Genomic DNA, 21,735 nt, shown 5'->3' with positions numbered 1-21,735 from the left:
GTCAGGCCTTCCCGACCTTAGCGGCCAATTCAAGGAAGCGATCCACGTACCAATGAGGTTGCGTCTCGCGGGGGCATTGAGGGCTGGTGAGGTTCTTGCCGTAGGCCAGGCCCTTCTCGGTCACGGACCAGAAGTCCACAGTTTCCTGCTTGGAGTTTTTGCGCTGGAGGACCTTGAGGAAGCCGCGGGCCTCCAAAGCAAGGTTGAAGGCGCGAGCTGTGCTAGCGATGGCGTGATCTTTGATCAGGGCGGTGATTGCCTTGGTAGGCATCGAAGAACCGCCAGCGGCATCAGGCGCGGCGTCCACGGCGTAGCCCGGTAGGAACTTTGCATCCAGCCCATTGTTGGCGGCGATCTTGATCAGCATCATCATCTTGCTGGAGTTCGCAGGCTTCAGCAGGCGGTCGAAGCATTCCAGGATTGCCAGCTCGCCGACGATCTTGGAGTTGTTCGGGCCCTGGGCGGAAAAGGTGCCGGTCTTGCGAATGCTCGGCAGCACCTGCCCCACCACCCACTCCTCGAACCTCTCGGCGGCCGGGAGCTTGGACTTCATTACCAGCCGGTACAGATCGCGCTCAGGAATGATGGTCATGAAACCACCACCCTGTTTCGGGGTAGTGGTCGCGGCCTTGCAGTGACGAGCCACGGCGTTCTCAGGCTTGGAGTAGCCGAGGGCGTCAGCGACATCGCGGGCAACAAACCACGGATCTCCGAGCTTGTCGGTGATGACCCTGATTGCGGAGCCGTCGAAGTCGAACGGGATTACTGATGAATTACGCGCCACGTTTTCAGATTGCGAAAAACGTGGCGCGAGATTAGTAGTGCTATTGATATGTGGCTGGGTTTGCATATAATCGGCCTCACAACGTGTTATCGAATTAGCCGACCTCGACCGTCGGCTTTTTTGTGCCTGTAATTCAGGCGATGGATTTCAAATTCGGCCGGGCGTCCCTCATCAACTGTTCAGCCTTGCGCCCCAGCTCCCCCGCCTTCGCTTCAACCTGGCGGCACTGCTTGGCGAATGCTGGCAAGTGCGGCAAATCCAGTTCGCACATCACCTGGTCGTCAAACACTTCGCTACCGGTGTCGATCACATCGCCCAACGCACGGATCAGCGCACCAAAGCTCTTGTTGGCGCATTGGTCGCTGGTCATCTGGCGGGCACCGGTCAAGCCGTGTCGGCTCGCCAGCTCGTTCAGGCAGTGGTCGCGGAGTTCAGGCTCAAGGGCGTTGACCCAAGACTCTTCAAGCCAGGACGGCATTTCCTGATCGCCGTTAAGCCAGCGCTGAACACGCTTGAGCCAGCGGCCGGTTGCCTTCACAAATTCATTTACGTCGGCGGTCAGTTCCGCAGAGTTGAAGTCAGGAACGTCTTTCTTCTTGGCGCGCTCCGGGATCGAGAGGTGCAGTTCGCGGCTCAGCGCCTGGGCGAAGTCGTCCTGGCTCAGGCTGGTGCGTGCGATCTGGTTTGCAGCGTGGGCGACCAGCACCTGATCACGGGTTTGTACGGTGTGTCTGGAACTGGACGTTTGCATGTGGACTGCTCTCTTCTAATCTGGCTTCAATGAAACGGCGGACAGGGATGTCGCTTAGCTGGCGTGCTTCCACTGGATTTCTGGTAAGCATTCCTGGCGCGTCACCTTCCCGCCCGTGGCGTGTTCAATATCGATGGCGCGCTCGGCAGTAATCGACCGGTCACCAGAGATGAGTCGAGACAGGTAGCTCGCTGGGATACCAAGGCTTAAAGCGAGGCGTTTTCTTCCGCCGCGCGGAAGCTGCTTTGCGTACGTGGGGAAGTCCATATGGATTTACCTTCTGGTTCATTTATGCATGAATTTACCATATATGTTTACCAAGTAAAGGTAATTTCCCTTAAGGGAAATAAAGGTTTTAATTGAGGGATGGAAATCAAAGACATACGCAGAGCCCGAGTACGCCAGATCATTGATCGCGACTTCGGGGGCAAAGACGCTGACTTCGCCGCCAAGGTCGACAAGCAGCCGTCATACATTTCACGGCTGTTTACGGACAAGGCCGAACACCTGAGGAATATCGGGGAGAAGATGGCGCGCGACTTCGAGCAGAAGTGCGGGCTTGAGCCAGGGTCTCTGGATCAGCCTTTGAGCGAAGCTGAATTATCTTCAGGTACCGTTTCAGATGCGGCGCAGCCGAGGATCCAGGTAGATGTGCCCCTAAAGCAGATCAGCGTCTGGGACGATCAGACACCAGTCAACGATGACGAGGTCTGCGTTCCATTTTTGAGGGAGGTAGAACTGGCTGCCGGCTCCGGACGATTCTCTATCGAAGAGCAGGACGCAGAGTTTTTGCGATTCGGCAAAAAAAACCTGCGCGAAAACGGTGTCCAGTTCAGCAATGCTAAGTGCGTAACCGTTCGCGGCAACAGCATGATCCCAGTTCTCCGGGACGGCGCAACCGTTGGAGTCAATACCGGAAAAACCGGGCTTGGCGACATTGCTGATGGCGATCTTTACGCCATCAACCACAATGGCCAGCTGCGAGTTAAGCAGCTGTACCGTTTGCCGTCAGGGATTCGACTGCGAAGCTTCAATCGTGAAGAGCACCCCGATGAGGATTACACCTTCCAGCAGATGCAGGATGAGCAGATCGGCATCCTGGGGCACGTCTTCTGGTGGGGCATGTACGCCAGGTAACTCAAGGAGTTCCTATGTCTCTCACCAAACCCAACCAGCAGCTGCGCCGCGATCTCAAGGCTATAGCCTTCAACCTTGAGCAGTCCTGTATCGACCTAATCAAGCTCGCCGAAAAGCTCAGTGATGACGACGCTATAGCCCTGATGGGGTTGGTGGGTACGCTTTATGAGGAAGCTGACAGGCTGGTGGGGTATGCGGATGAGGTGAAGGCGGGGCAGGTAAATCGGAGCAAGCCCGAATAGACACCTGGTCGGGCGCGACAACCTAAATCGAACCACCGCGAGCTGAGCAGGGCTCGTTTGCGCAAGGGAATGTAGTGATGAATGCCTTACGGATAGCCGCGCTCATAGCTGCGCCGCTTCTTTTCGCCGGCTGCTATAGCATGCCAAAAGAAAAAACTGAGTACGAAAAAAAGATCGACGCAGTACCAATGCCCGTTACAGAGGCTGATCGCCTAGAGCAATGTCGCAACTTCAAACGAGTCGCTGAAGATCAAAAGATTGACGACTTTTTGCGAGTCGGAGGGGAACCTAATCTCAGCCCCTCGGAATATGGATTTACAGAGAGCTTAGCGCTTTTACGTCGCCTCAGAGCCATGAAGTGCCCTGGGTATGGCTGGTTTTCCTGATGCTGCTGCCTTAGGTGAACCAATGACTGCATGGCGAGAGCAAAGTTTCTGGAGCAAGTTTTGGGTTTGGGCCTGGCTGGTATTGCTCATGGTGCCTCCTTTCACTTCCGACGCTGGTTGGCCGGGCGAGGGCTCACCCAATGGCAAGCGAGTGTTCAGCCCTGGCTTTGTTGTGCTCTGTGTGTTCGTGGCAGTGGTTGAGCTAATCGTGCTGAACTGCTTCTATGGCCCGGGCGGATGAGGTGAAGGCGGGAAGGATTGTTCGGGGTAAGGTTGGAGCCGTCGGGTAGCTGTAGAAAATGGCCACGGATGATCAGTGATAAATACACATTGGAGTAGTGTTTTTGATCCAGCAAAGCCTTGTCAGAATAAATGTTGAGGAGGTTTATCCTCAGAAAACGGACACTGCGCACGCGGGTGGGTTTTGTCGGTGTGACGACGGTATGGATTACGCCTATAAGATCAGTCACCCTGACCACAGGTACGTGCCCGCCGCAGAATGGCTATGCACCAGTGTCGCTCAAGCTTGCAGAGTAGCTACCCCGCCATTTGAAATAATTTTGTCTGAGAGTGGGGAGCCTTGGTTTGGGTCTCGCATTGAGGGCGGCAAGCTCGACGAGGACGATTGTATTTTGGCGCTCCAGGCTGGCGAGATGAGCGGCAAGATTTCTAATCTGAAAGAGCGGCTCTCTTCCATTTATGCGCTCGATCTGTTTTTGAACAACGTCGACCGCCACGGGAAAAACTATCTGTTCCGTACAAGTCTCGACAGGGTCGTTTTGCTCGCATTCGATTTCAGTCTGGCTTGGCTCGCTCATGGGCCTCAGCTGCGCGGCTTCCCTTCAGCCGACTCAAATACGATGATGGCCCATCGTTTTTTGGAAAGAGAGTACGGTTTTGACGCACCGACAGCTCTCAGGATGATAGATTCTATTGCTGGGCTGCCTGCGGGCTGGATAGTACCGTGTGCAGAGGCTATACCTGAGCAATGGAAGCTAGGGAATGAAATTGATTTGGCTGTTGAGTGGTGGGAGAGCCAAGAAAGACTGGATCGCTGCGAACAACTTAGAGGAGTGTTAAAATGAACATTGTTAGGTACAGCTTGATTCAGTTCACTCCCGACAGAAAACGCAACGAGACCGTCAATATTGGTCTTCTGGTATTTCTACAAGAAGAGATATCTATTCACATGTGTGAGTCGATTAGAAAGATTCGCGCTGTCGATGGCATCACCACCGCCAATGAACTAAAAATAGCCGAAGCGCGCATCAGGAAAATCTTTAGCTCTATTGACTCTTGCTCTGATAGTTTTCAGCGTGAATTCGATTTTCTTCGTAGTATGTTGCCTAGCTCATACCAGCTTACTTCGCTGGGCTATTTCAAATGTGAATCAACCGAGCAAGCCAATCTCAAGATAGCGAAGCTGATGGAGGACTTGGTAATACCGCCGAAGCCGCGAGCTACGCGAGCATCTGGCACGAGGATCATCACAAATCTTCGCAAGCTGTTTCAGCAACATAATCTTTTCAGTACTAGTGTGGAAGATATTCTGAACCATCGAGTGGTTGAGAAATTTCCTATTTCTGAGCGCGCAAATCTTCATGCGGATTTCGCAATGAAGAACGGCGTGTATCACATCACGGAAACAATTGATCTTGCAGCAAGAGATTCATCAATGAAGTTTAAGGAGGCAGGGTTAAAATCCTTCATTCTTGCTAAAGCGAAGCTTGAGCTAGGAAATGAAACCAGATGTTATGCGGTTTACTCAGCGAACTCCTCCGATGAGAAGGACAAGTCAGAAGCTATTGACCTTCTTAACGAGGGATCAGATTTTATCTACAACCTCAACAGCGCCAGAGATAAAATCGCATACATCCAACAGATGGAAGACGCTGCCGGTGTCGCTCGGTTGCACTGAGTAGAGGCAGCCAACCACAGAGCCCGGCCCAGCGCCGGGCTTCTTGCTTCTCCCATCTTTATTCACGCATCTACTATTTGCTCGATTCCGCTGGCTCTTGGAAACGCAGCACGAATCCGTTTAGGGCCTTCTTGCCCGCTAGGTCATCCATCTGAGCATTGGCCTCAGCCCGCGTGGAGAATGGCCCTACAAAAACACGACTTTTTCCATCTCGCCTTGTTGTGTAGGGTTTCCAGCCGGAGCCCGCAAGATCTCTACTGATCGCCTCCGCCTTATCCTCGCTGCTGACAGACGCTAATTGAACGGACCACCTGACTCCTGGAATTTCTACCACAGGCTGCGACGCCTTGACTTCAGTTTTTGCTTCCGCCCCGGCCTTTGCATAGCCGCATACGCTCCCTGCGAACCGGTCCGTCATATCTGGGTCGATTGTCACGTCAAATCCACCAGGTCTTTTCATGGCAAGAAATTGAGAGAATCCGGAATAAGCTCCGAACATATTTTTCCCGTTCACCTCGCCACATACAGCTACGTCTGAAACTTGCCGCTCATTCCTAAATTTTGCAGAGTCAGGATCTTTTAGGTGGCTAGCGACTGACGTTCGAGCTCGGTCTATATCTCCGCCGCATCCGGTTGCCGCTAGCGCTAGGGCTGTAATTGCTAATCCGCGCATTCCCTTCTCCTTGGTCCAATCGTCCCAGTGTACCAGTTGCCCTAATGTCATTCAGGAGCCCGACGCCGGCTCACAGCCGGTTTCTGCTCCAATGGAAGAATTTTCACTTGCCAATGTGCGACGACCGAAATACTGTTTATTTATACAGTATTCGCAAGGAGCGAAGCATGAACCCATCACCTTACTCCACTGCCAAGCCGAGAAACTCATATGAACTTGTCGGTCACCGACTCCAGCGGATCATCGCCTCACCGAATGTGCAGGAGATCCAAGCAGTTGAAGTGTTCAGATTGGACGACGAAAGCCCGGAGGCTTGGCGACAGGTGATCCAAGACATTGGCGACACTGCAGGTATCCGCGTCGACCATTTGGAATCCGGGGCCGTTAGGATCGAGTGGAGAAAATACAGCGACATGTAAATGAGCCCGCTCTTGAGCGGGCTTTTTTACGCCCTTAGAAAACCAATACGCATCATAGATTTACCTTGCACCCAAGAGTTATTTACCAATTTATTTACCAATATGCATTGACAGGCAATTTCCAAATGGTAAATTTACCTCAAGCAAGCAACGAACACCGCCGGCCAGCAGCGAAAGCTGCGCCGTTCTTTAGCGATACCCATTGCCGGATCACCACCGGCCCAAATTCAAAGGCAGCGATGAACCGGCCTCAACGGTTCAGAGGGTTGGCAACTGACCCGGGCGTGCAGCGTAAAGCGCCAAGAACAGTTATCCAGCGGGAGAACAAGCCGAAAGGCCCGCGGCTGGAGTGACATTTGATTCAAGCCGGTGACCGACGCCAGGTGTTATGCGGGTCACGGCGGAAAGCATCACTGAGCAGCCTTCTTGCGAGGGCTGCTTGGGATGACAACCGAGCCCTGGAGGGAAATGCAATGTTCAACTTCACCAGCACTCAAGAAAACGGAAAGACCATCGCCCGTCTGGGTGAATACAGCGCTCACTTCACCAGCAGCGCACGCAACACTCGGATCACAGCGGTAGTGATCGCTGATGAAGAAAGCGGAGAGTGCCGCGCTACTGGTTCGCTGTTCTACCACTACGACGCCATTGCCCAAGGCCATAGCCATTGCGACATAGGCGCCCGGCAGTACGACAACAACGTTTTGGCGTGACGGACCTTTTCACTGATGCCCATCCAGAGCGGTGGGCATTTGGAAAACAACCGAACACCGGAGTAAGACGAAATGAAACAGGATCTGGCAAAAGGTTTCCTCACCTACACCAACGACGAGAACAGAACTACCGAAAATCACTACGCTGTCTTGCCTTGCGGAAAGGTCCTGGTCTCCTCGGGACACGGCCTGAACTGCCGCGACTTCGGTCCAAAGAACCCGGATGACTGGGGCCACTCTTCCTCATTGCCGGATCACGCCGAGTTCATCGGACATTACAAAGTCTGACCTCGCCCACCTCAAGCCCCTTAACTGGGGCTTTAAACACCTCGCCTCTACCCGTCAGCACTCCTCCCCCGCGCCCATCGGCAACCAGCGGGAGGCATGAGTGTTGACGAATACAGGTGATAAACCTGCCACTCTGGAGGCGACCATGTCAGCACTACGCAAGGCTCAGTTTGAGCACGACGAACAACTGCCGCCTCCGGTGAGCGAAACCTCTCAGCAATTGGCTCGCAACGAATGGCTGTACAACGCAGCCGAAGAGCTGGCCAGAGGTGGCAGCGTGGTGTTCAAGCGCCACCTGCACCCGCAGCAAGGCGTTACGGCCTACCAGTTTGCACTGGCTGTCGATGAGTACGCCAACAACCTACTTGCTGACTGCGGCGTCGACACTCCAGCCCTGGGCTACTTACTGATCGCAGGGATGGCGGGTTCGAGGGTGAAATCGGAAGCACTGGAGCTGCTTGGCCGGAGTGACCACCAACTTGGGAAGCTCGGCGAGATTGCCGAACGCCTCCTTCAACCTTTGGCTGATGACGCTCTTATAGCCCAGGCCGAGGACAACGAACTGTGAGCCCCTATGTTGAGATCGATAAAGCGCTTTTCACGCTTGAGGAACCGGACAAGCCAGCGCTCGACGAGATCCTAGCCGAGGGTCTGATCGTCCGACACTTTACTTCGGGCGCCATCAACGCAGAAGAATTCCACTGGTATAGCGCCCGTCTACTGGATGTCAGCCGGCGGCGTAAGGAGATTCAATGAGTACCGCACCGGTTAAATCACTCATCGACGAGCAGCTCGAAGATATCAGCGCTCATAACCTTCGAGAGGCCTACAGCCTTGCCGAACGGCGCGGCTTCTTCGGCGCACCGGTTGAGCAATACGCAGAACCTGGCTATGGCGGTCGAGTGCTCCAGGTCCTGCGATACCGTGTTCAGCAGCAAGATCAACAACACTGCTGATCAGCCTTTGCCCTTGTTCTTGTTTTTCGCACTGCCCTGCCGCGCTTTGAATTTTGGATTGGATTTGCAGATCACGTAGATCCGGCCCCGGCGCATAACGATCTGGCAGTCACGGTGACGGTTTTTAGCTTCTTTGAGTGAGGACAGCACTTTCATAGGTGAGGCTCCTTGCGTTGAGTTGAAATGTTATTACGTATCTTAAATACGAATAAGAACGTTTATCAACTCTTATTTCCCCTTCCCCTTTTATCGCTGCGAGCATCGCGGCAAGGAATCCCCATGTCGACGAACATGCAGATCTGGGAAAAGGTCAGCACGACCGATACCCGCTACACCAAAGCTGCCGAGGTTGGCGGTCAGAAGATCACCAGCCTGAACGGTACGGCGATGATCATGAAGGCCACCGAAGTGTTCGGCCCGGTCGGAATTGGGTTTGGTTGGACGGTCATGGAGGAGCGCTTCGACGAAGGCTCAGAAATGGCCAGCGGCGAAGGCGACAAACGCCTGGTGCTGGGTCGTGAACTCAACCACACCATCAAAATTCGCTTCTGGTTCGAGCTGGACGGAAAACGCGGCGAGATTGAGCAGTACGGATGCACTCGCTACCTCTACAAATCGAAGTTCGGTACGACAACCGATGGCGAGGCGCCGAAGAAGTCGCTGACCGATGCCATCAAGAAATCGCTATCGATGCTCGGCTTCAGCGCCGACGTGTTCCTGGGAATGTTTGACGACGCGGAGTACGTCAATCAACTGAAGGATGAAGAGCTGATTGAACACGCCGAAGACAAGGAGGCCGAGAAGGCTCGCCAGCAGCAGGAGCGCCTGGACTACATCAAATCGGTTATCGACACGATGGCCGGAGCCCAGTCCCCCCAAGAGCTGAAAAAGATCCATGACGTTGCGGTACGCAAACTCACTCTGCGCAAGGACACCAAGGGCGCCGAGCGTATCTCGCTGGAATGGAAACGAATCACTGATGCCGAGAAGGAGAACGCAGCATGACCCAGTTATACACATTGACCGGCAAGCTCGCCGAGCTCCAGTCCATGGCCGACACGGATGATGAAGGCCTGAAAGAGGCCTTGCAGCATGCCATGGACGAGATACAGGGCGAGTTCAACGATAAGGCAGAAAGTGTCGTAATGCTGAGTCGGAATATCCAGGGCGATATCGATGCAATAGACAAAGAGGTCGACCGGCTGAATGAGCTCAAGCGCATCCGAAAGAATACCGTTGGCAAGCTCGATGAATACCTGCGCAACAACATGGAGGCCGCCGACATCAAGACGATCAGACGGCCCTTGTTCACGATCACTCTGGCTCTGGCGCCCGAAAAGGTCATTGTCGATAAAGAAGATGACATCCCGGACGACTTCATCGATACCAAAACCGTGTTCTCACCTGACAAGCGCGCTATCGCCACCAAGCTCAAAGCAATCCGCGACCACAATGCTGAAGTGCGCAAGCGCATGGCCACCGGCGAGGACGTCGAACACGAACTTCTCGAAGAGCCGAAATGGGCTCACCTCGAGCGCGGCGACAGCTCAATCCGCATCAAGTGAGGCCGACATGATCAGCAACCACCTCAGCCTGGTCGAGCAGCACCGCCAGGACGCTTACTCGATATCGGAACGCACGGCGGAGTTCTTGGCCGCTGGCGGGACAGTCGCGCAGTTGCCAAGCCCGCCACGCAAACCGCTGCCACCGCCCCGCTCCACCAAGATCGATCCCGAAACCATCCTCAAGCGCCGCAAGCCGCCTATCACAGCGACAGAACGTAAGGCACTGCGCAAACTTGCGGAGGGCTTATGAGCAAGCGCAAACCGCATAACCTGCAGGCACGCATCGCCAGGTCGTGCCGCTCGCTACTGGCCTCCAACCATGTCGCGGTGGTCAACATCGACCCCAGCGGCCACCAGGGCATGATCAATTACAAGTCGCTGAAGAACATCGCGCCCGGAAAAATCGGCCAGGCCGTTTGTGGTATCCCCCACCGCTGGACGATCTACCTGAGCACGCTTTGCATCGACGCCCGCGGCGACCGCTACAGTAAGTCGGTGGAGGTGGCGCCCGATGGCGTCTACCTCTCCGACCACCTGGAAGACGTGATCGAGCATTGCTACAAGAAGCTGCGCGACGAGGCAAACCAAAGCCAGATGGTGGCCTCGGGCTGGATCGCCATACCTGAAGCGATATCGCTCGACGAGCCACACGCCGCGTGGATCTTCGAAACGTTCGGCGCGTGGCATCAGGTGAAGGTCGATTCATGCGCCGCATAGCCCGCCCCCCCGCAACGCAAACGTCAAACCTGGCTCGCACTGCCCGCCAGCGGAATAGAAGAGGTAGGCCATGGCCAAGACAGTACAGGAACGATCGGCCAAGGCTGCGCAGAAGCGAAGCGAGTTCGACGAGAAGGAGTTGCGGCACCGCTGCAGGCTCGGCACGCGGCAGAAGCTGGAAGAGCTCATGGCCTGGAACGAGGACACCGAACAAGCTTCGGTGATTGAAGGCTGTCTACGCTATGTACATTCGCTTGGGCCAGATGGTGCGCGGGAGGCTTTGAAAGCGCGCCACGAAATCGTGATTAGCGAAAACGTGGCGCGGATGTTCGACCGGGAATCGCGTCGGGAGATCGCGCGCGATCCGGGGGATGAAATAGTGAGCCCAATCTAACTATTTCTTCTCTTGCTTAGGAGGCTTCACCTTCGGCATCGGAAGAACGTTTTCAATCGGAGGGAGGTGATGGCTCTCAGGGCTGTATGTAGGCACAGTTACGCGCTTGCCATTCTGTTCATCTTTAGCAGGCATTTTCTATCTCCGGATAGTGACTTTTAAAATATTGTGCGGTTTTGTTCGATGCGGTAGACAACAAGCTCTTACTTTCTGGCAGTGATACGCCAGTAAAAGCAGCAGTCATAATCGCAGTCTTCTTATTTCGTAGCTCGCATCGCTTTTCGTGGATTTCACGCTCCGTAAGCTCACCCTGAGAAACCTCGAACCACCCTCGCTCCGCCTCATCGGCCAAGGCGGAAAGTTCAACGCCCGCCGCCCCTAGCGGCTTTATTCTGGCCTTGAAAGGCAGGAACTTATAGAGCACAGATACAACCTGACTAACCATGATGATGAGGCCCCAAAAAAAAGCATACTGCCCCCAGATGGCCCATCCCCCAATACTCGCGGATGAGGTGACTGCCAAGAACATGCTTAAGACGCGCTCATAATTTTCCGATCGCAACGAGTAAAGCTCTAGGTAGTACGCATAGGTCCTAATCGCCTGTAGCTCCACCCAATACTGCATCTGGTACATATGCCTCTCATCTCCTTGAGCGATTTCGCACTTAATACCCCAACCCCAACCAAATTGCCACCACCGGCCACCGGAGGGCGGCGCCTGACTGGAGATAATCCATGACCAAGCCAAAAGTCGTTCCGGCATCGCGTAAGGTGCTGGCCTACTCCGTAGAGACCAACGACCCCGAAGAATCCAACATCCAGTTCGCCACCTCGAACGCCGCAGTGCGGCGCCAGGGTGCGGATGAGATTGGCACAGACTTCGGTGCGGTGTCCTGCCGGCGCGCGCATTGGGCTGACCAGTATGCGGGCCAGCGCTTTATCCCGGCGGAGGCTTACATTGACGCTGGGTGGTGGTTCGGCTGTAACCATTGCAGCGCCAGGTGCGACAGTGATGCCAGCTATTGGGATTACGAGACCGAAACCGATATTTCACTGAACCTGGTGTTCGACGGTCGCGTGGTCTACTGCTCTGCGGACTGCAAGTCAGGGCACGAAGCCGAGGTCGCGGCACGCAATGCAAGATTCGAAGAATTCAAGGTTCGGGTAGTAGCAGAGCGCCCCGGCGTTACCTTCACCGAGTTCACCGGTGGTTATCCATGGTGCGGCAAAAAAGGGCTGTTCACCTTCCCCGGCGCCCAGTACGGCGGTTCGGTCACTGATAAAGAAGAGGGCGAGGAACTGAAGTGGTACGTAGCCCAAGGCGATAAAGCAGCCTGGGACTACTTCATCGCCGAACAACCAGCCGCCTGAGCAACCAATGCTATCGGCTTTGAGCGAATGACTCACCAGAAAATAATCTGAAAGAGATAAGTGTCTTGTTCAGAAATTTAGCGATTTCCTCAGCCTGCTCCATGCTCGTCCCAGGCGGCAACTCAAAAACCGGAGGGTTATCGGGCAGACCGTCGACTGAGTCTTGAAACCACATTTGTAAATTGGGCTGCGCTGGATCTAGCTCACCAATGGTGAATTTGATACGGGTCTTCTGGCTCATATCTGTCTCCCTGATCCGGCTCCATGCCGGTCACCCGTAATACCCCATATCAACGAATTACGCCAGCCGGCGAGCAGTCGCACGATTTACTCGCCTAAACTCTCTAGTCAGAAGGCCACCACCACTTAAGTCTTCTCAGAGCGTCAGCCTTCATCTCCAAAAGATTGATAATTGCGTTCGTAATTCTTCTGATGTTTGCGTTGAAAAACTCAAGCTCGTGGGAATAGTCATCTTCTTCATTATCTGCCCAAGCAGATGTGAGGCTTCTAATGTCGACCAGGGCGTTCTTCACTTCCATCATCGCTGCTGAAATTTGACTGTCCACTGATTGGCTCGCGCGGGACTCATCGACATAGTTCGATGCCTGATCGATGACTCGAATAAATCGAGGGATCATGCTTCGCGCAATTGAGTTGCACGTAAAAAACTCAAGCGTGTTTGTGGTTATATTCAACGCAAATTGACTTGCCTGAATCGAGCGCTCTATAGCATCAACGCGGGCTCTTTTATCCAGTACAGATTTATAACGCCTCTCGCTTCCTGAAAGTCGAATTGCAACGGCAATTGCAACTATCGACCCAAAGGCTTGCACCCATGATGCCAGTCCTGGGTGTACTTCCACCCACTTCAAAAAAGCTTCCCATACCGTCAAAGATTCCATGACCCACTCCCCTGTAGATCCCGGAACTATACCGGCGAGGATCCCCTATGTCCGCACAACAGAAGAAACACCCCTTCGATTTCAAAACCCAATACGGACTCGGCTTCAACCCACAGGACGATGAGATCGTTGTCGACTTCTTCTGTGGCGGTGGTGGCGCCGGTACCGGCCTGGAGATTGGCCTGGGCCGTGCGGTGAACGTGGCGAAGAACCACAGCCCGCAAGCGATCAGCATGCACACCGTGAATCACCCAGGCGCCAAGCACTTCACCACCGACGTGTTCGAGGGTGACCCGGACACCGAATGCGGCGGCAAGGCAGTCGGCTGGTTCCACATGTCACCGGACTGCACGCACCACAGCCAGGCCGCCGGCGGCCAACCGCGCAAGCGTGAGATCCGCAACCTTTCGTGGATCGGCCTCAAGTGGGCAGGCATGAAGCGGCCTCGGGTGATCAGCCTGGAGAATGTGAAGCAAATCCTGCAGTGGGGCCGACTGATCGCCAAACGCGACAAGGCTACCGGCCGCGTGGTGACCCTGGACCAGATTCCGCACCCAACAAAGAAAGGAGCAACCACCAGCCGTGTAGCTGCGCCAGGCGAGCAGGTTCCGGTTTCCAACCAGTTCTTGGTGCCTGACCCGAAGCAGCGCGGACGCACTTGGCGCAGATTCGTGGCCCTGCTGGAAGGCATGGGCTATGTCGTTGAGTGGAAAGTCATCAAGGCCTGCGACTTCGGCGCGCCGACTAGCCGGGAACGTCTGTTCATGATCGCTCGGTGCGACGGCCAGCCGATTGTGTGGCCGGAGGCGACCCACGCCAAGAACCCGGCCAAGGGTCAGCAAAAGTGGAAGACCGCCGCCGACTGTATCGATTTCTCCGACCTGGGCAAGAGCATCTTCGGGCGCAAGAAAGACCTGGCCGAGGCCACCCTGAGCCGTATCCGCAAGGGCATGAAGAAGTTCGTCATCGTCAACCCTGCGCCGTTCATTGTCCCGATCGCGAACTGGTCGGGCGAATCGGTGCAGGCCACCGGCGAGCCGCTACGCACGATCACCTCCTACCCAAAGGGCGGCGCCTTCTCGGTGGTCAGCCCTATCATCGCACCGGCAACGCACCAGGGCAGCGACCGAATTAACGACCCACTCGATCCGCTGCCAACAGTGACCTGCGCAAACCGCGGCGAGCTGACGCTGATCAGCCCGTTGATGGTTGGGGCCGGTGGCCCGGAGTACTCAGGTAAACCAGTGGGCATGGACCAGCCGGTGGGCACGCTTGTGACCCAGAACCACCGAGCTCTGGCTTCCGCCTGCATCGTCCAGGCCGGGCACGGCGAGGGCTCTGGCGCAAACAAGCGCCGCTCCCACGGGATCAATGACATCTGTGGCCCGGTGGGCACCATCACTGCCAGCGGCGGCGGCCAGTCCGTCAGCGCCGCGGTGATGATTCAGGCCAATGGCGGATTCAACACCACACACGCCAAGGGCATGCACGAACCCATGACCACGGTGACCAACACCGGCAGCCAGCAGCAACTGGCGGTGGCGAACCTGGTGCACTTGCGCGGCAACTGCGATGCGCGGGACCTGAACGACCCGCTGCACACCATCAGCGCCGGCGGCCAGCACCACGGGTTGGCCAGCGCATTTATGGAGCGGGCATTCGGCGGGAGTGTTGGCCAGGGCCTGGACGATCCGGCACCGACCATCACCGCTGGTGGCGGCGGCAAGAGTTCCCTGGTGTCGCTCACCCTGTCACCGGAACACGAAGCCGGGGCCCTGAGGGTTGCCGCGTTCCTCATCAGCTACTACGGCACCGAAAACATCAGCGCTTGCGACTCACCCGTGCCGACCATCACCACCAAGGACCGCCTGGCCATGGTTACCGTGATGGTCAAGGGCACGCCCTACGTGATCGTCGACATCTGCCTGCGGATGCTGAAGCCGGCCGAGCTGTACAAGGCCCAGGGCTTCCCGGCCGACTACATCATCAGCCACGGCGCCGACGGCAAGCCGTTCACGAAGACCCAGCAAGTTCACATGTGCGGCAACAGCGTCAGCCCACCGCCGATGGCCGCACTGGCCAAAGCCAACGACCCATGGAGAATCTCGGAGTACCAAACAAAAGCAGCTTGAAGCCACCCCAGCTCCCTCAGTGACAAAATGATGGCGAGGATATAGGAAATAGCCTCAAGGATTTCATTCAGTTTTTGCATGTTGGTATCACCAGTTGATTTAGGCGATACCGATTTTGTTATCACGACTGATTAAACTCCTCTTGGTGTTTTTCCAATCCAAGTCACGCAACATCACCCGTCGTCACGACGAATCATCAAACAACTGCCGCTTGTCGGATATCGACTCGTAGCACTGCCAAATCGCGATAGGAGTACATCCGTACTCCACCCGCAAAACCTGTAACCCCTCCCCTTCAAAGTCAGCCGCTATAGCGGCATACCGAAGCGACGACAAGCGTTGAGAGCCTAGATCGGGGGCTCAGATTTATCACTGCCGATATTTTTTGCGCCACTACGATCTTGAAGAATTTTCTTCATAGCCAACTTGGCGTCTGGATCACCGCACTCAGCCATGCATTCCAGACAATCACCCCCCGCAATCCATGAGTTCAGGGCGGGTATTTAAGGGCCGTTGGCATATGCTGCATTTGTTCATTGCGTGTTCCTGAGTCGGGGTTATGGGCAGAAATCTCCGAGGCTATCCCGTGCAATTTGAACGGCGTACTCAAGCAATTCTAGGGGAACACTTGGCTCAAATAGGGTTACCTCGAAACGCAGGGTTTCGTCATTTCGGAAGATCTCGAACATCTGAGCTCTCTCGCCTTCCCAGCATTCTAAAGCCAAGCCGTCATGACCTATGACGACGCTCGAAGCACGGCAAAAACGGTATTCAATTCCGTGTACGACCACATCCCACCTCCATTTCTAAGGAGGCAACGATACCTCTCCCCTCTATGAATTTGATAGCCGCTATGGCGGCAAGGACGACACATGTCTCAAATAAAGGAACGGCCGATCCTGTTCTCGGCGCCGATGGTGCGCGCCATCCTGGAAGGCCGGAAGACGGTCACGCGCCGTGCGGTGAAGCCGCAGCCCGAAGTACGCATGGTCGACATGATCGGCCCAATGCTGACTTTCAAAAATAAGCGAGGCGGCCACTGGCTTTATCCGAATGCCAAAGCACAGATCATCGCTGACTGCCCCTACGGCAAGCCAGGCGACCGGCTGTGGGTGCGCGAGACTTTCATCGATCTGCACGGTACCGGCGTTGAGCACCGCCCAGACCCGGCCGGCCCGCTACAGCGCTACGCCTATGCTGCCGACTGCCGCCCTAGGTCACACAGCGACGAGGCACGGAAAGACTTCGGCCTGAAGTACAAACCCAGCATTCACATGCCGCGCGCCGCATGCCGCATCCTGCTGGAGATTACCGACGTGCGCGTTGAGCGGTTGCAGGACATCACCGAGGAGCAAGCCAGGGCCGAGGGCGTGCGCCTCTACACCGATCATGCTGAGCTGGGTGACTGGTGGCACGTTGACGGAATCGAGACCTACAGCGCTGATCCGCGCAAATCGTTCGAGCTGCTCTGGTCATCTGTAGGCGGTGACTGGAACGCCAACCCGTGGGTCTGGGTGGTCGAGTGCAAACGTGTGTAGCGCAAACTGAGGAAGATCAGCGCTTTGCTCGTTGGGAGAGACCGACGGCCATCAACGCGATGCCGGGTATCCAAAAGCCAGCGTTAGATGTCCCCAAGCCCACCGCAAGCAGTGACACACCGACAGCAAACATATGCGCTCCTCCCTGAAAAATGATCCATTTCATATCCGCTCATTTAAGCATAAATCGGCCATCAAAACGGCCAAGGACGAAGTCATGCCTGAGGAAAGTGAATCAAGCCTGCGCCAGCGCATCACTGCGTACATGAGCGGCGACGGCAGCTCCCGCGACAACTGGTTCTGCACCTGGTGGTTCCGCTTCCACATTGAGCCGTTCACCACCAAGCAGATCCGCCGGGAACTGGAGCTGATGAAGCGCGAAGGCTTGGTCGAGTCGGACCACAGCCAGAGCAACAATACCAAGTGGAAACTGGTCGAGGTGACGCCATGATCGCCACCCTCTGGTTCGCTTACGTCTTCATCTACAAGGGGCCCAGGCCATGAATACCTATCGACACACCTTCGCAGCCGTCTGCCCTTCCGACGGCGAAACGATCCTCTACAGACTGGAGTTGCGCTCAAGCGCCATGATTCGCGTCGAGCACATCAAGGCGACGACAGCGCTGATCACCAAAGGCTGGCATGAACAGATTGCCGACAGCCTGGCGGAATCCTTGGGCGGCGATCAGACCATCATCGCCACGCACCAGGGCGTCGAGATCGAAACGGTGAGGCTCAGCGGATGATTGCATACCACGGCACGCCAGTCGGCGGCACCCGCCAGGACGGCGCCCGGTTCCTTGCCGGCCGGCATGCCCTGGTGCCTTTCCCACGTCAGGACGACATGGGCATCGTGGCGGATGTCTGCCAGTCGTTCGTGTTCGACAACGGTGCGTTTTCGGTTTGGAAGAAAGGCGGCAAGCTGGATGTTAATGGCTATACCGCCTGGGTTGAGCAATGGCACCGGCACCCGGGCTTCGACTGGGCACTCATTCCGGATGTAATTGACGGCGACGAGGCAGCCAACGATGCGCTTCTGGAAGCCTGGCCCAGAGAGTTACGCGGTGTGCCGGTCTGGCACCTGCACGAATCGTTGGAAAGGTTGCAGCGCCTCGCTGCCGGCTGGCCGACAGTGGCCATCGGCAGTTCAGGGCAATGGGCACACCCTGGAACGGCGGCTTGGTGGAAACGGATGGGTTCAGCAATGGAAGCAATCTGCGACGACCAAGGCCGACCAGCGTGTCGCCTCCATGGTCTCAGGATGCTCGACCCCGCGATATTCCAGCATCTGCCGTTCGCATCAGCCGACAGCACGAACGCTGCGGTGAACGGCGGGAGTATCAGCCGATTCGGCATGTATGCCCCACCAACTGCGGGCCAACGCGCCAACGTCATCGCCGACCGCATCGAATCGCACAACAGTTCCCCGATCTGGCAGCGAGAAACCCAGGCCGAGATGGCGCTGTAGCCCCAATCCCCCTACATGCCTGCCGGTGAGCGGAGTCAGGGCAACTGACTGTCGATCCATCGTTCAGCTGCCGCCATTGCCTCATCAAGCGCTGCCGGATAGTCAGGCCAGGGGCCTTCCAACTCTGCTGCAACCTCACCCAAGCCATTGATGGGTGCTGGCTCAATGATCTTTGCAGCAACAGGGCTCTGGTCGTTCGGGCGACGCCAATCGAACTTGAGAAACATCACGTGGCCCCGGTAAGCGTGCGCTATCGGAGCATCGAAGTTGTGTGACACGTCCATGCCTCATCACGAACTAAGTTGAACCCTTTTGTACACCGCTTCGGTCATGTTTGAAAGATAGGCAGAAAGCTATCACTCCAATCCCCTATATGCCGCCTCGCGCGGCTAGGACACACCTCATGTTCGCTATGAAACTAACCCTGATACTGCTGGGCGCTTTGCTGTACCTGGCAGGAACACTCGGCTGGTTCTTCTGGGCCGGGCCCGGCCTTGTCGGCATAGGCACCACCGACGCACTGCTCTACGCCTTCGCCGGCACTTGCGCCTGGCTGCTGATCAGCTTCGGCCTGGCAATCCACGTCATCAAGACAGCGCGGCCCACCGCCAGCGGGAGGTAGTTATGGAAATTCATTTTCTGTCGCACGAAGATGTTTGTGAATTGACGGGCGCCAGGACAAAAGCTGGCCAGATCCAAGTCCTATCGCGTAACGGTATACGGCACACCATCAAGCGCAACGGATGGCCGTGTGTGATATCCGCATCGTTGATGGTCAGTACGAAAGATATCAAGCCAGAAAAGGCTGAATGGCAACCAAGGATGGGTATCCAGTAAATGGCAAGGCGACCTACCAACCCTGGCAGCATCCCTCGGCTTAGAAAGCGCCTGCGGCCAGGGGGAAGGGTTTATTACTACTACGACGCAGGCGACAAACCGAGAAGGGAGATAGCGCTTGGTTCCGACTACGGAGCCGCAATCGTTGAATACGCCCGACTGGAAAAGAGCCGTGCGGCGAGTGCGCTTGTAGAAGCCGTACTGACTTTTGAGTACGTCGCTGCCAAATATATGGAAGAGGTTGTGCCCACGAAGTCTTCGACCACACAAAAGGACAACACTAGGGAACTGAAGCAACTTCTGATCTTCTTCAATGACCCACCCGGCCCTCTTGAGGCGATCGAGCCGAAGCACGTCGTTCAGTACCTGCGTTATCGGTCGAAGACAGCGAAGGTGCGTGCCAACCGAGAAAAAGCCCTGCTCAGCGCCATCTGGAACTTCGCCCGTCAAAGCGGCTATACGTCGCTGGCCAACCCGTGCGCCGGCATCAAAGGAAACAAGGAAACAGGCCGGGACACCTACGTCGAAGACGAAATGTTTGCGGCGGTGTACCTGCACGCTGACCAGCCACTCAAGGACGCATTAGACCTTTTCTATCTCACGGCTCAGCGCATAGGCGACACGCTGAAGATGGACGAGCGTGACCTGCTAGATAACCAGTTGCTGATCAAGCAGGGGAAGACGAGTGCAAAACGCCGCATTGAGGTTGTAGGAGAGCTGAAGGTGGTTATTGAACGCATTTTGGAAAGGAAAAAGGGGCACAAGATTCGCTCAACCAGGCTCGTCGTAATGGACAACGGCCAGGCGATGACAACGAGCATGCTTAGAGGGAGATTTGACGCGGCCAGGATGAAGGCCGGGATTGAAAAGTCTGCTTTTCAGATGCGCGACCTTCGCGCAAAGGCGGCAACAGACAAGGAGGAATCGACTGGAAGTATTCGCGATGCGAGAGATCAACTGGGGCACACAACTGTCGGCATGACAGAGCAGTATATCCGGCGCCGCAAAGGCCTAAAGGTGCTCCCCACAAAGTAAAAAGCCGTTCCGCAATAAAATATAAGCCCTTGAAAACAAAGGGCTGCAAGCGAGTCGTATAAGAATAATTGCGGACCGTAAATATCGCTAACCTACTGTTTTACATGTAATTGTCTGTGGACTTAAAATCCCCCGCTCGTAAGGGCGTCCCGGTTCGATTCCGGGTTCGGGCACCATCTCTCGTTCCACTGACAGCCAGTAAAGTCTGTGAAACCCTTTAAAACCCGCCGTTTGGCGGGTTTTTTCGTTTATGATGTTTCGTCGGTATGCGAGGCGAGCTTCAGCATTGACTCGTTGCCGGGCGAACTAGCAGCCTTTGGAACCCTCGCCTGCACTGCAGGTCGCAAATGACTCATTCATGCGACGTGCGCAATAACAACCGTCGAGACACAGCTGTTATCCGCTACATGGTCTAACCGAAATGACCTCGACAAAGCGATATTTTTTCCTCGCTGCCTTGGCAGCCTCTTGCTCAGCAACGAGGGAACTGAGCGTATCAGCGTCATGCACTATTTCGTACATTTTCCCTTCAAACTCATTACCCACTCTGAGTTTCACCCGAAGCTTAGAGGTGAATGCCTTTGAGGTTATTTGTTTTTCTGATTTCACGCTCGGTATCGTCGAAACTTGCGGCGCAGGATGGGTTCTATGTTTATTCCCCGCCGATACAACGGACTCAGACACACCAAACAATGCCCAGCGCATCTCTTTTTCAGTTATCTCATTCTTCATTGCATTACTCAGCAAACATTCAAAAATAATAGCCTTGGGCTGTAAATGAGAGGTGCAGTCAATGACACAGTTTACTCAGAGCACCGAGAAAGCGCAGAGCGATATTCCGCGGGCTGATATCCCAGATATGGCTTATTTGCAGTTTTCCGAGAGTTTGATCATCAGCGGCTGATATACGCTGGGGTCGACCGATGAAAACACTGCCATACCTTGGACCGGGGCGCCTACTTTTAATTTTCCGACGGTAAGCACCTCATCCACAGTATCCAATTTGTATTCTTTGCCTTCAGCTCCGTAAGCTTTCAAACAGTAGCCAGCCAAATCAAGTCCGCGTCCCTTGAGATTCCCCAAGAAAATTTCAAAACTCTGTGTATAGGCACTTTTCTCGCCCACAGACATAGTCCCGGAAGTTTTTTGTGTCGAGACCACTATTACGTGATCCAGACCTTTTGCATGTGCGCTGAGAGTAATGCAGCTCAGAGTGATTGAGGCAATGACACTTGAAATTTTCATAGTAAGTCCGCTGACTGTGTTAAACCTCAATCCTAAACAATTGAGCTCAAAGCCATGCGTGAATTACACGCAATCCACGTACTTTTCAGATCGCTAAGCTGCCGTTCCTTAAAAGGATGTCCGACTGATAAATCAGCCGAGCCATTTCGATAGCGGCACCTTTCGAAGGCAAGAAGGAAAAATTCGCATCACACTACTTAATCACACTGAATAATTTTGAAACCATCCTGCGATGGCGTAGCAACCGCCTTCAGCCAAATGAAG

The 21,735-nt window shown here is 55.2% G+C and carries 36 protein-coding genes; 25 read left to right on the top strand and 11 right to left on the bottom strand.

Annotated features, from left to right (window positions below; all coding sequences use genetic code 11):
• Position 1: 1 nt before the first annotated feature.
• The 3 genes from GIV35_RS04690 to GIV35_RS04680 form a co-directional block, all read right to left on the bottom strand.
• Positions 2-850: a BRO-N domain-containing protein gene (locus GIV35_RS04690; protein ID WP_236264662.1), complete on the bottom strand. Its 849-nt coding sequence runs from the start codon at positions 848-850 to the stop codon at positions 2-4.
• A 67-nt stretch (positions 851-917) separates the two neighbouring features.
• A complete protein-coding gene (locus GIV35_RS04685; protein WP_236264661.1) occupies positions 918-1,535 on the bottom strand; it encodes a hypothetical protein in 618 nt (205 codons plus the stop codon).
• Positions 1,536-1,589: 54 nt separating this feature from the next.
• Positions 1,590-1,802, bottom strand: a complete 213-nt coding sequence (locus tag GIV35_RS04680) for a transcriptional regulator (RefSeq protein WP_104503091.1) — start codon at positions 1,800-1,802, stop codon at positions 1,590-1,592.
• Positions 1,803-1,901: 99 nt separating this feature from the next.
• Between GIV35_RS04680 and GIV35_RS04675 the strand changes: the two genes are divergently transcribed.
• From GIV35_RS04675 to GIV35_RS04655, 5 genes are all read left to right on the top strand, one after another.
• Entirely contained in the window at positions 1,902-2,672 is a 771-nt protein-coding gene (locus tag GIV35_RS04675; protein ID WP_236264660.1) for a S24 family peptidase, read from the top strand.
• Between the two features lie 14 nt (positions 2,673-2,686).
• Positions 2,687-2,914 (top strand): hypothetical protein, encoded by a 228-nt coding sequence (locus GIV35_RS04670; RefSeq protein ID WP_166405620.1) that lies wholly within the window; start codon positions 2,687-2,689, stop codon positions 2,912-2,914.
• A 408-nt stretch (positions 2,915-3,322) separates the two neighbouring features.
• Complete coding sequence (locus GIV35_RS04665) at positions 3,323-3,541, top strand: hypothetical protein (protein WP_236264663.1); 219 nt, start codon at positions 3,323-3,325, stop codon at positions 3,539-3,541.
• Between the two features lie 202 nt (positions 3,542-3,743).
• On the top strand, positions 3,744-4,385 hold the full coding sequence (locus tag GIV35_RS04660; protein ID WP_166405621.1) for a hypothetical protein: 642 nt from the start codon (positions 3,744-3,746) through the stop codon (positions 4,383-4,385).
• Entirely contained in the window at positions 4,382-5,218 is an 837-nt protein-coding gene (locus GIV35_RS04655; protein ID WP_236264659.1) for a DUF3037 domain-containing protein, read from the top strand. Before GIV35_RS04660 ends, GIV35_RS04655 begins: the two co-directional genes overlap by 4 nt.
• Positions 5,219-5,291: 73 nt before the next feature.
• Here the strand turns inward: GIV35_RS04655 and GIV35_RS04650 are convergent, their stop codons facing one another.
• A complete protein-coding gene (locus tag GIV35_RS04650; RefSeq protein ID WP_236264658.1) occupies positions 5,292-5,891 on the bottom strand; it encodes an SPOR domain-containing protein in 600 nt (199 codons plus the stop codon).
• 167 nt (positions 5,892-6,058) lie between these two features.
• Here GIV35_RS04650 and GIV35_RS04645 point away from each other — a divergent pair, with 167 nt between their 5' ends.
• From GIV35_RS04645 to GIV35_RS04620, 6 genes are all read left to right on the top strand, one after another.
• On the top strand, positions 6,059-6,310 hold the full coding sequence (locus GIV35_RS04645) for a DUF1654 domain-containing protein (protein ID WP_236264657.1): 252 nt from the start codon (positions 6,059-6,061) through the stop codon (positions 6,308-6,310).
• A 473-nt stretch (positions 6,311-6,783) separates the two neighbouring features.
• A complete protein-coding gene (locus GIV35_RS04640; protein ID WP_069868619.1) occupies positions 6,784-7,023 on the top strand; it encodes a hypothetical protein in 240 nt (79 codons plus the stop codon).
• 72 nt (positions 7,024-7,095) lie between these two features.
• On the top strand, positions 7,096-7,311 hold the full coding sequence (locus tag GIV35_RS04635) for a hypothetical protein (protein WP_198834556.1): 216 nt from the start codon (positions 7,096-7,098) through the stop codon (positions 7,309-7,311).
• A gap of 145 nt (positions 7,312-7,456) precedes the next feature.
• Entirely contained in the window at positions 7,457-7,879 is a 423-nt protein-coding gene (locus GIV35_RS04630) for a hypothetical protein (RefSeq protein WP_236264656.1), read from the top strand.
• The gene (locus GIV35_RS04625; protein WP_236264655.1) at positions 7,876-8,067 is read left to right on the top strand and encodes a hypothetical protein; all 192 of its coding nucleotides are present in this window, start codon (positions 7,876-7,878) and stop codon (positions 8,065-8,067) included. Before GIV35_RS04630 ends, GIV35_RS04625 begins: the two co-directional genes overlap by 4 nt.
• Positions 8,064-8,267, top strand: coding sequence for a hypothetical protein (locus GIV35_RS04620; RefSeq protein ID WP_197880597.1), 204 nt, complete (start codon positions 8,064-8,066; stop codon positions 8,265-8,267). The genes GIV35_RS04625 and GIV35_RS04620 overlap by 4 nt, the downstream gene beginning before the upstream one ends.
• Here GIV35_RS04620 and ykgO read toward each other — a convergent pair whose 3' ends face one another.
• A complete protein-coding gene (gene ykgO, locus GIV35_RS04615) occupies positions 8,268-8,423 on the bottom strand; it encodes a type B 50S ribosomal protein L36 (protein ID WP_019816741.1) in 156 nt (51 codons plus the stop codon).
• Between the two features lie 123 nt (positions 8,424-8,546).
• Here ykgO and GIV35_RS04610 point away from each other — a divergent pair, with 123 nt between their 5' ends.
• From GIV35_RS04610 to GIV35_RS04590, 5 genes are all read left to right on the top strand, one after another.
• Positions 8,547-9,272 (top strand): hypothetical protein, encoded by a 726-nt coding sequence (locus GIV35_RS04610; RefSeq protein ID WP_198730133.1) that lies wholly within the window; start codon positions 8,547-8,549, stop codon positions 9,270-9,272.
• A complete protein-coding gene (locus GIV35_RS04605; protein WP_120249021.1) occupies positions 9,269-9,832 on the top strand; it encodes a siphovirus Gp157 family protein in 564 nt (187 codons plus the stop codon). Before GIV35_RS04610 ends, GIV35_RS04605 begins: the two co-directional genes overlap by 4 nt.
• Positions 9,833-9,839: 7 nt before the next feature.
• Positions 9,840-10,082 (top strand): hypothetical protein, encoded by a 243-nt coding sequence (locus GIV35_RS04600; RefSeq protein ID WP_120249020.1) that lies wholly within the window; start codon positions 9,840-9,842, stop codon positions 10,080-10,082.
• Positions 10,079-10,549 carry a hypothetical protein gene (locus GIV35_RS04595; protein ID WP_236264654.1) on the top strand — a complete coding sequence of 157 codons (471 nt, stop codon included), beginning with the start codon at positions 10,079-10,081 and terminating at the stop codon, positions 10,547-10,549. The genes GIV35_RS04600 and GIV35_RS04595 overlap by 4 nt, the downstream gene beginning before the upstream one ends.
• A 70-nt stretch (positions 10,550-10,619) precedes the next feature.
• Positions 10,620-10,943, top strand: coding sequence for a hypothetical protein (locus tag GIV35_RS04590; protein WP_169918293.1), 324 nt, complete (start codon positions 10,620-10,622; stop codon positions 10,941-10,943).
• A 124-nt stretch (positions 10,944-11,067) separates the two neighbouring features.
• On the opposite strand, the gene GIV35_RS04585 is transcribed toward GIV35_RS04590, so the two are convergent.
• On the bottom strand, positions 11,068-11,577 hold the full coding sequence (locus tag GIV35_RS04585; RefSeq protein ID WP_169918292.1) for a hypothetical protein: 510 nt from the start codon (positions 11,575-11,577) through the stop codon (positions 11,068-11,070).
• Between the two features lie 101 nt (positions 11,578-11,678).
• Here GIV35_RS04585 and GIV35_RS04580 point away from each other — a divergent pair, with 101 nt between their 5' ends.
• The gene (locus GIV35_RS04580) at positions 11,679-12,314 is read left to right on the top strand and encodes a hypothetical protein (protein WP_236264653.1); all 636 of its coding nucleotides are present in this window, start codon (positions 11,679-11,681) and stop codon (positions 12,312-12,314) included.
• A 10-nt stretch (positions 12,315-12,324) separates the two neighbouring features.
• On the opposite strand, the gene GIV35_RS04575 is transcribed toward GIV35_RS04580, so the two are convergent.
• Together GIV35_RS04575 and GIV35_RS04570 are read right to left on the bottom strand one after the other, a co-directional pair.
• Entirely contained in the window at positions 12,325-12,555 is a 231-nt protein-coding gene (locus GIV35_RS04575; RefSeq protein WP_169918290.1) for a hypothetical protein, read from the bottom strand.
• Positions 12,556-12,658: 103 nt separating this feature from the next.
• Positions 12,659-13,216 carry a hypothetical protein gene (locus GIV35_RS04570; protein ID WP_169918289.1) on the bottom strand — a complete coding sequence of 186 codons (558 nt, stop codon included), beginning with the start codon at positions 13,214-13,216 and terminating at the stop codon, positions 12,659-12,661.
• Between the two features lie 47 nt (positions 13,217-13,263).
• Here GIV35_RS04570 and GIV35_RS04565 point away from each other — a divergent pair, with 47 nt between their 5' ends.
• The 5 genes from GIV35_RS04565 (at position 13,264) to GIV35_RS04545 (ending at position 18,354) form a co-directional block, all read left to right on the top strand.
• Positions 13,264-15,348, top strand: a complete 2,085-nt coding sequence (locus tag GIV35_RS04565; protein WP_236485886.1) for a DNA cytosine methyltransferase — start codon at positions 13,264-13,266, stop codon at positions 15,346-15,348.
• Between the two features lie 872 nt (positions 15,349-16,220).
• Positions 16,221-16,886: a hypothetical protein gene (locus tag GIV35_RS04560; RefSeq protein ID WP_236264651.1), complete on the top strand. Its 666-nt coding sequence runs from the start codon at positions 16,221-16,223 to the stop codon at positions 16,884-16,886.
• 217 nt (positions 16,887-17,103) lie between these two features.
• The gene (locus GIV35_RS04555; protein WP_169918286.1) at positions 17,104-17,337 is read left to right on the top strand and encodes a hypothetical protein; all 234 of its coding nucleotides are present in this window, start codon (positions 17,104-17,106) and stop codon (positions 17,335-17,337) included.
• Between the two features lie 49 nt (positions 17,338-17,386).
• Positions 17,387-17,632 (top strand): hypothetical protein, encoded by a 246-nt coding sequence (locus GIV35_RS04550; RefSeq protein WP_169918285.1) that lies wholly within the window; start codon positions 17,387-17,389, stop codon positions 17,630-17,632.
• Positions 17,629-18,354 (top strand): hypothetical protein, encoded by a 726-nt coding sequence (locus GIV35_RS04545; protein WP_169918284.1) that lies wholly within the window; start codon positions 17,629-17,631, stop codon positions 18,352-18,354. Before GIV35_RS04550 ends, GIV35_RS04545 begins: the two co-directional genes overlap by 4 nt.
• Positions 18,355-18,389: 35 nt before the next feature.
• Here GIV35_RS04545 and GIV35_RS04540 read toward each other — a convergent pair whose 3' ends face one another.
• Positions 18,390-18,581 carry a hypothetical protein gene (locus GIV35_RS04540; protein ID WP_233093651.1) on the bottom strand — a complete coding sequence of 64 codons (192 nt, stop codon included), beginning with the start codon at positions 18,579-18,581 and terminating at the stop codon, positions 18,390-18,392.
• A 176-nt stretch (positions 18,582-18,757) separates the two neighbouring features.
• On the opposite strand from GIV35_RS04540, the gene GIV35_RS04535 reads away from it, so the two are divergent.
• The 3 genes from GIV35_RS04535 to GIV35_RS04525 are packed head-to-tail and all read left to right on the top strand — an operon-like array spanning position 18,758 to position 20,226.
• The gene (locus GIV35_RS04535; protein WP_169918283.1) at positions 18,758-18,976 is read left to right on the top strand and encodes a hypothetical protein; all 219 of its coding nucleotides are present in this window, start codon (positions 18,758-18,760) and stop codon (positions 18,974-18,976) included.
• 2 nt (positions 18,977-18,978) lie between these two features.
• A complete protein-coding gene (locus GIV35_RS04530; protein WP_054898133.1) occupies positions 18,979-19,191 on the top strand; it encodes a DUF4224 domain-containing protein in 213 nt (70 codons plus the stop codon).
• Positions 19,192-20,226: a tyrosine-type recombinase/integrase gene (locus GIV35_RS04525; protein ID WP_169918282.1), complete on the top strand. Its 1,035-nt coding sequence runs from the start codon at positions 19,192-19,194 to the stop codon at positions 20,224-20,226.
• Between the two features lie 396 nt (positions 20,227-20,622).
• Here the strand turns inward: GIV35_RS04525 and GIV35_RS04520 are convergent, their stop codons facing one another.
• Together GIV35_RS04520 and GIV35_RS04515 are read right to left on the bottom strand one after the other, a co-directional pair.
• Positions 20,623-20,958, bottom strand: coding sequence for a hypothetical protein (locus GIV35_RS04520; RefSeq protein ID WP_080751086.1), 336 nt, complete (start codon positions 20,956-20,958; stop codon positions 20,623-20,625).
• A gap of 132 nt (positions 20,959-21,090) precedes the next feature.
• Positions 21,091-21,471, bottom strand: coding sequence for a DUF4354 family protein (locus tag GIV35_RS04515; protein WP_202691762.1), 381 nt, complete (start codon positions 21,469-21,471; stop codon positions 21,091-21,093).
• Positions 21,472-21,735: the final 264 nt, after the last annotated feature.

This window comes from Pseudomonas sp. PA-1-6B (genome assembly GCF_021609545.1).
Classification (GTDB): Bacteria; Pseudomonadota; Gammaproteobacteria; order Pseudomonadales; family Pseudomonadaceae; genus Aquipseudomonas; species Aquipseudomonas fluorescens_BV.
Note: the sequence above shows the minus strand (reverse complement) of the source record. Positions and strands in the feature narration are given on the sequence as shown.

What these genes read in the sequence shown, in the direction of transcription:
- GIV35_RS04525 (WP_169918282.1), top strand. Translation starts at nt 19,192, where the DNA reads ATGGCAAGGCGACCTACCAACCCTGGCAGCATCCCTCGGCTTAGAAAG.
- GIV35_RS04640 (WP_069868619.1), top strand. Translation starts at nt 6,784, where the DNA reads ATGTTCAACTTCACCAGCACTCAAGAAAACGGAAAGACCATCGCCCGT.
- GIV35_RS04650 (WP_236264658.1), bottom strand. Translation starts at nt 5,891, where the DNA reads ATGCGCGGATTAGCAATTACAGCCCTAGCGCTAGCGGCAACCGGATGC.
- GIV35_RS04620 (WP_197880597.1), top strand. Translation starts at nt 8,064, where the DNA reads ATGAGTACCGCACCGGTTAAATCACTCATCGACGAGCAGCTCGAAGAT.
- GIV35_RS04560 (WP_236264651.1), top strand. Translation starts at nt 16,221, where the DNA reads ATGTCTCAAATAAAGGAACGGCCGATCCTGTTCTCGGCGCCGATGGTG.
- GIV35_RS04665 (WP_236264663.1), top strand. Translation starts at nt 3,323, where the DNA reads ATGACTGCATGGCGAGAGCAAAGTTTCTGGAGCAAGTTTTGGGTTTGG.
- GIV35_RS04660 (WP_166405621.1), top strand. Translation starts at nt 3,744, where the DNA reads ATGGATTACGCCTATAAGATCAGTCACCCTGACCACAGGTACGTGCCC.
- GIV35_RS04585 (WP_169918292.1), bottom strand. Translation starts at nt 11,577, where the DNA reads ATGTACCAGATGCAGTATTGGGTGGAGCTACAGGCGATTAGGACCTAT.
- GIV35_RS04670 (WP_166405620.1), top strand. Translation starts at nt 2,687, where the DNA reads ATGTCTCTCACCAAACCCAACCAGCAGCTGCGCCGCGATCTCAAGGCT.
- GIV35_RS04685 (WP_236264661.1), bottom strand. Translation starts at nt 1,535, where the DNA reads ATGCAAACGTCCAGTTCCAGACACACCGTACAAACCCGTGATCAGGTG.
- GIV35_RS04680 (WP_104503091.1), bottom strand. Translation starts at nt 1,802, where the DNA reads ATGGACTTCCCCACGTACGCAAAGCAGCTTCCGCGCGGCGGAAGAAAA.
- GIV35_RS04515 (WP_202691762.1), bottom strand. Translation starts at nt 21,471, where the DNA reads ATGAAAATTTCAAGTGTCATTGCCTCAATCACTCTGAGCTGCATTACT.
- GIV35_RS04595 (WP_236264654.1), top strand. Translation starts at nt 10,079, where the DNA reads ATGAGCAAGCGCAAACCGCATAACCTGCAGGCACGCATCGCCAGGTCG.
- GIV35_RS04630 (WP_236264656.1), top strand. Translation starts at nt 7,457, where the DNA reads ATGTCAGCACTACGCAAGGCTCAGTTTGAGCACGACGAACAACTGCCG.
- GIV35_RS04605 (WP_120249021.1), top strand. Translation starts at nt 9,269, where the DNA reads ATGACCCAGTTATACACATTGACCGGCAAGCTCGCCGAGCTCCAGTCC.
- GIV35_RS04540 (WP_233093651.1), bottom strand. Translation starts at nt 18,581, where the DNA reads ATGTTTCTCAAGTTCGATTGGCGTCGCCCGAACGACCAGAGCCCTGTT.
- GIV35_RS04610 (WP_198730133.1), top strand. Translation starts at nt 8,547, where the DNA reads ATGTCGACGAACATGCAGATCTGGGAAAAGGTCAGCACGACCGATACC.
- GIV35_RS04600 (WP_120249020.1), top strand. Translation starts at nt 9,840, where the DNA reads ATGATCAGCAACCACCTCAGCCTGGTCGAGCAGCACCGCCAGGACGCT.
- GIV35_RS04655 (WP_236264659.1), top strand. Translation starts at nt 4,382, where the DNA reads ATGAACATTGTTAGGTACAGCTTGATTCAGTTCACTCCCGACAGAAAA.
- GIV35_RS04530 (WP_054898133.1), top strand. Translation starts at nt 18,979, where the DNA reads ATGGAAATTCATTTTCTGTCGCACGAAGATGTTTGTGAATTGACGGGC.
- GIV35_RS04535 (WP_169918283.1), top strand. Translation starts at nt 18,758, where the DNA reads ATGTTCGCTATGAAACTAACCCTGATACTGCTGGGCGCTTTGCTGTAC.
- GIV35_RS04690 (WP_236264662.1), bottom strand. Translation starts at nt 850, where the DNA reads ATGCAAACCCAGCCACATATCAATAGCACTACTAATCTCGCGCCACGT.
- GIV35_RS04570 (WP_169918289.1), bottom strand. Translation starts at nt 13,216, where the DNA reads ATGGAATCTTTGACGGTATGGGAAGCTTTTTTGAAGTGGGTGGAAGTA.
- GIV35_RS04675 (WP_236264660.1), top strand. Translation starts at nt 1,902, where the DNA reads ATGGAAATCAAAGACATACGCAGAGCCCGAGTACGCCAGATCATTGAT.
- GIV35_RS04555 (WP_169918286.1), top strand. Translation starts at nt 17,104, where the DNA reads ATGCCTGAGGAAAGTGAATCAAGCCTGCGCCAGCGCATCACTGCGTAC.
- GIV35_RS04580 (WP_236264653.1), top strand. Translation starts at nt 11,679, where the DNA reads ATGACCAAGCCAAAAGTCGTTCCGGCATCGCGTAAGGTGCTGGCCTAC.
- ykgO (WP_019816741.1), bottom strand. Translation starts at nt 8,423, where the DNA reads ATGAAAGTGCTGTCCTCACTCAAAGAAGCTAAAAACCGTCACCGTGAC.
- GIV35_RS04575 (WP_169918290.1), bottom strand. Translation starts at nt 12,555, where the DNA reads ATGAGCCAGAAGACCCGTATCAAATTCACCATTGGTGAGCTAGATCCA.
- GIV35_RS04590 (WP_169918293.1), top strand. Translation starts at nt 10,620, where the DNA reads ATGGCCAAGACAGTACAGGAACGATCGGCCAAGGCTGCGCAGAAGCGA.
- GIV35_RS04520 (WP_080751086.1), bottom strand. Translation starts at nt 20,958, where the DNA reads ATGAAGAATGAGATAACTGAAAAAGAGATGCGCTGGGCATTGTTTGGT.
- GIV35_RS04550 (WP_169918285.1), top strand. Translation starts at nt 17,387, where the DNA reads ATGAATACCTATCGACACACCTTCGCAGCCGTCTGCCCTTCCGACGGC.
- GIV35_RS04565 (WP_236485886.1), top strand. Translation starts at nt 13,264, where the DNA reads ATGTCCGCACAACAGAAGAAACACCCCTTCGATTTCAAAACCCAATAC.
- GIV35_RS04635 (WP_198834556.1), top strand. Translation starts at nt 7,096, where the DNA reads ATGAAACAGGATCTGGCAAAAGGTTTCCTCACCTACACCAACGACGAG.
- GIV35_RS04545 (WP_169918284.1), top strand. Translation starts at nt 17,629, where the DNA reads ATGATTGCATACCACGGCACGCCAGTCGGCGGCACCCGCCAGGACGGC.
- GIV35_RS04645 (WP_236264657.1), top strand. Translation starts at nt 6,059, where the DNA reads ATGAACCCATCACCTTACTCCACTGCCAAGCCGAGAAACTCATATGAA.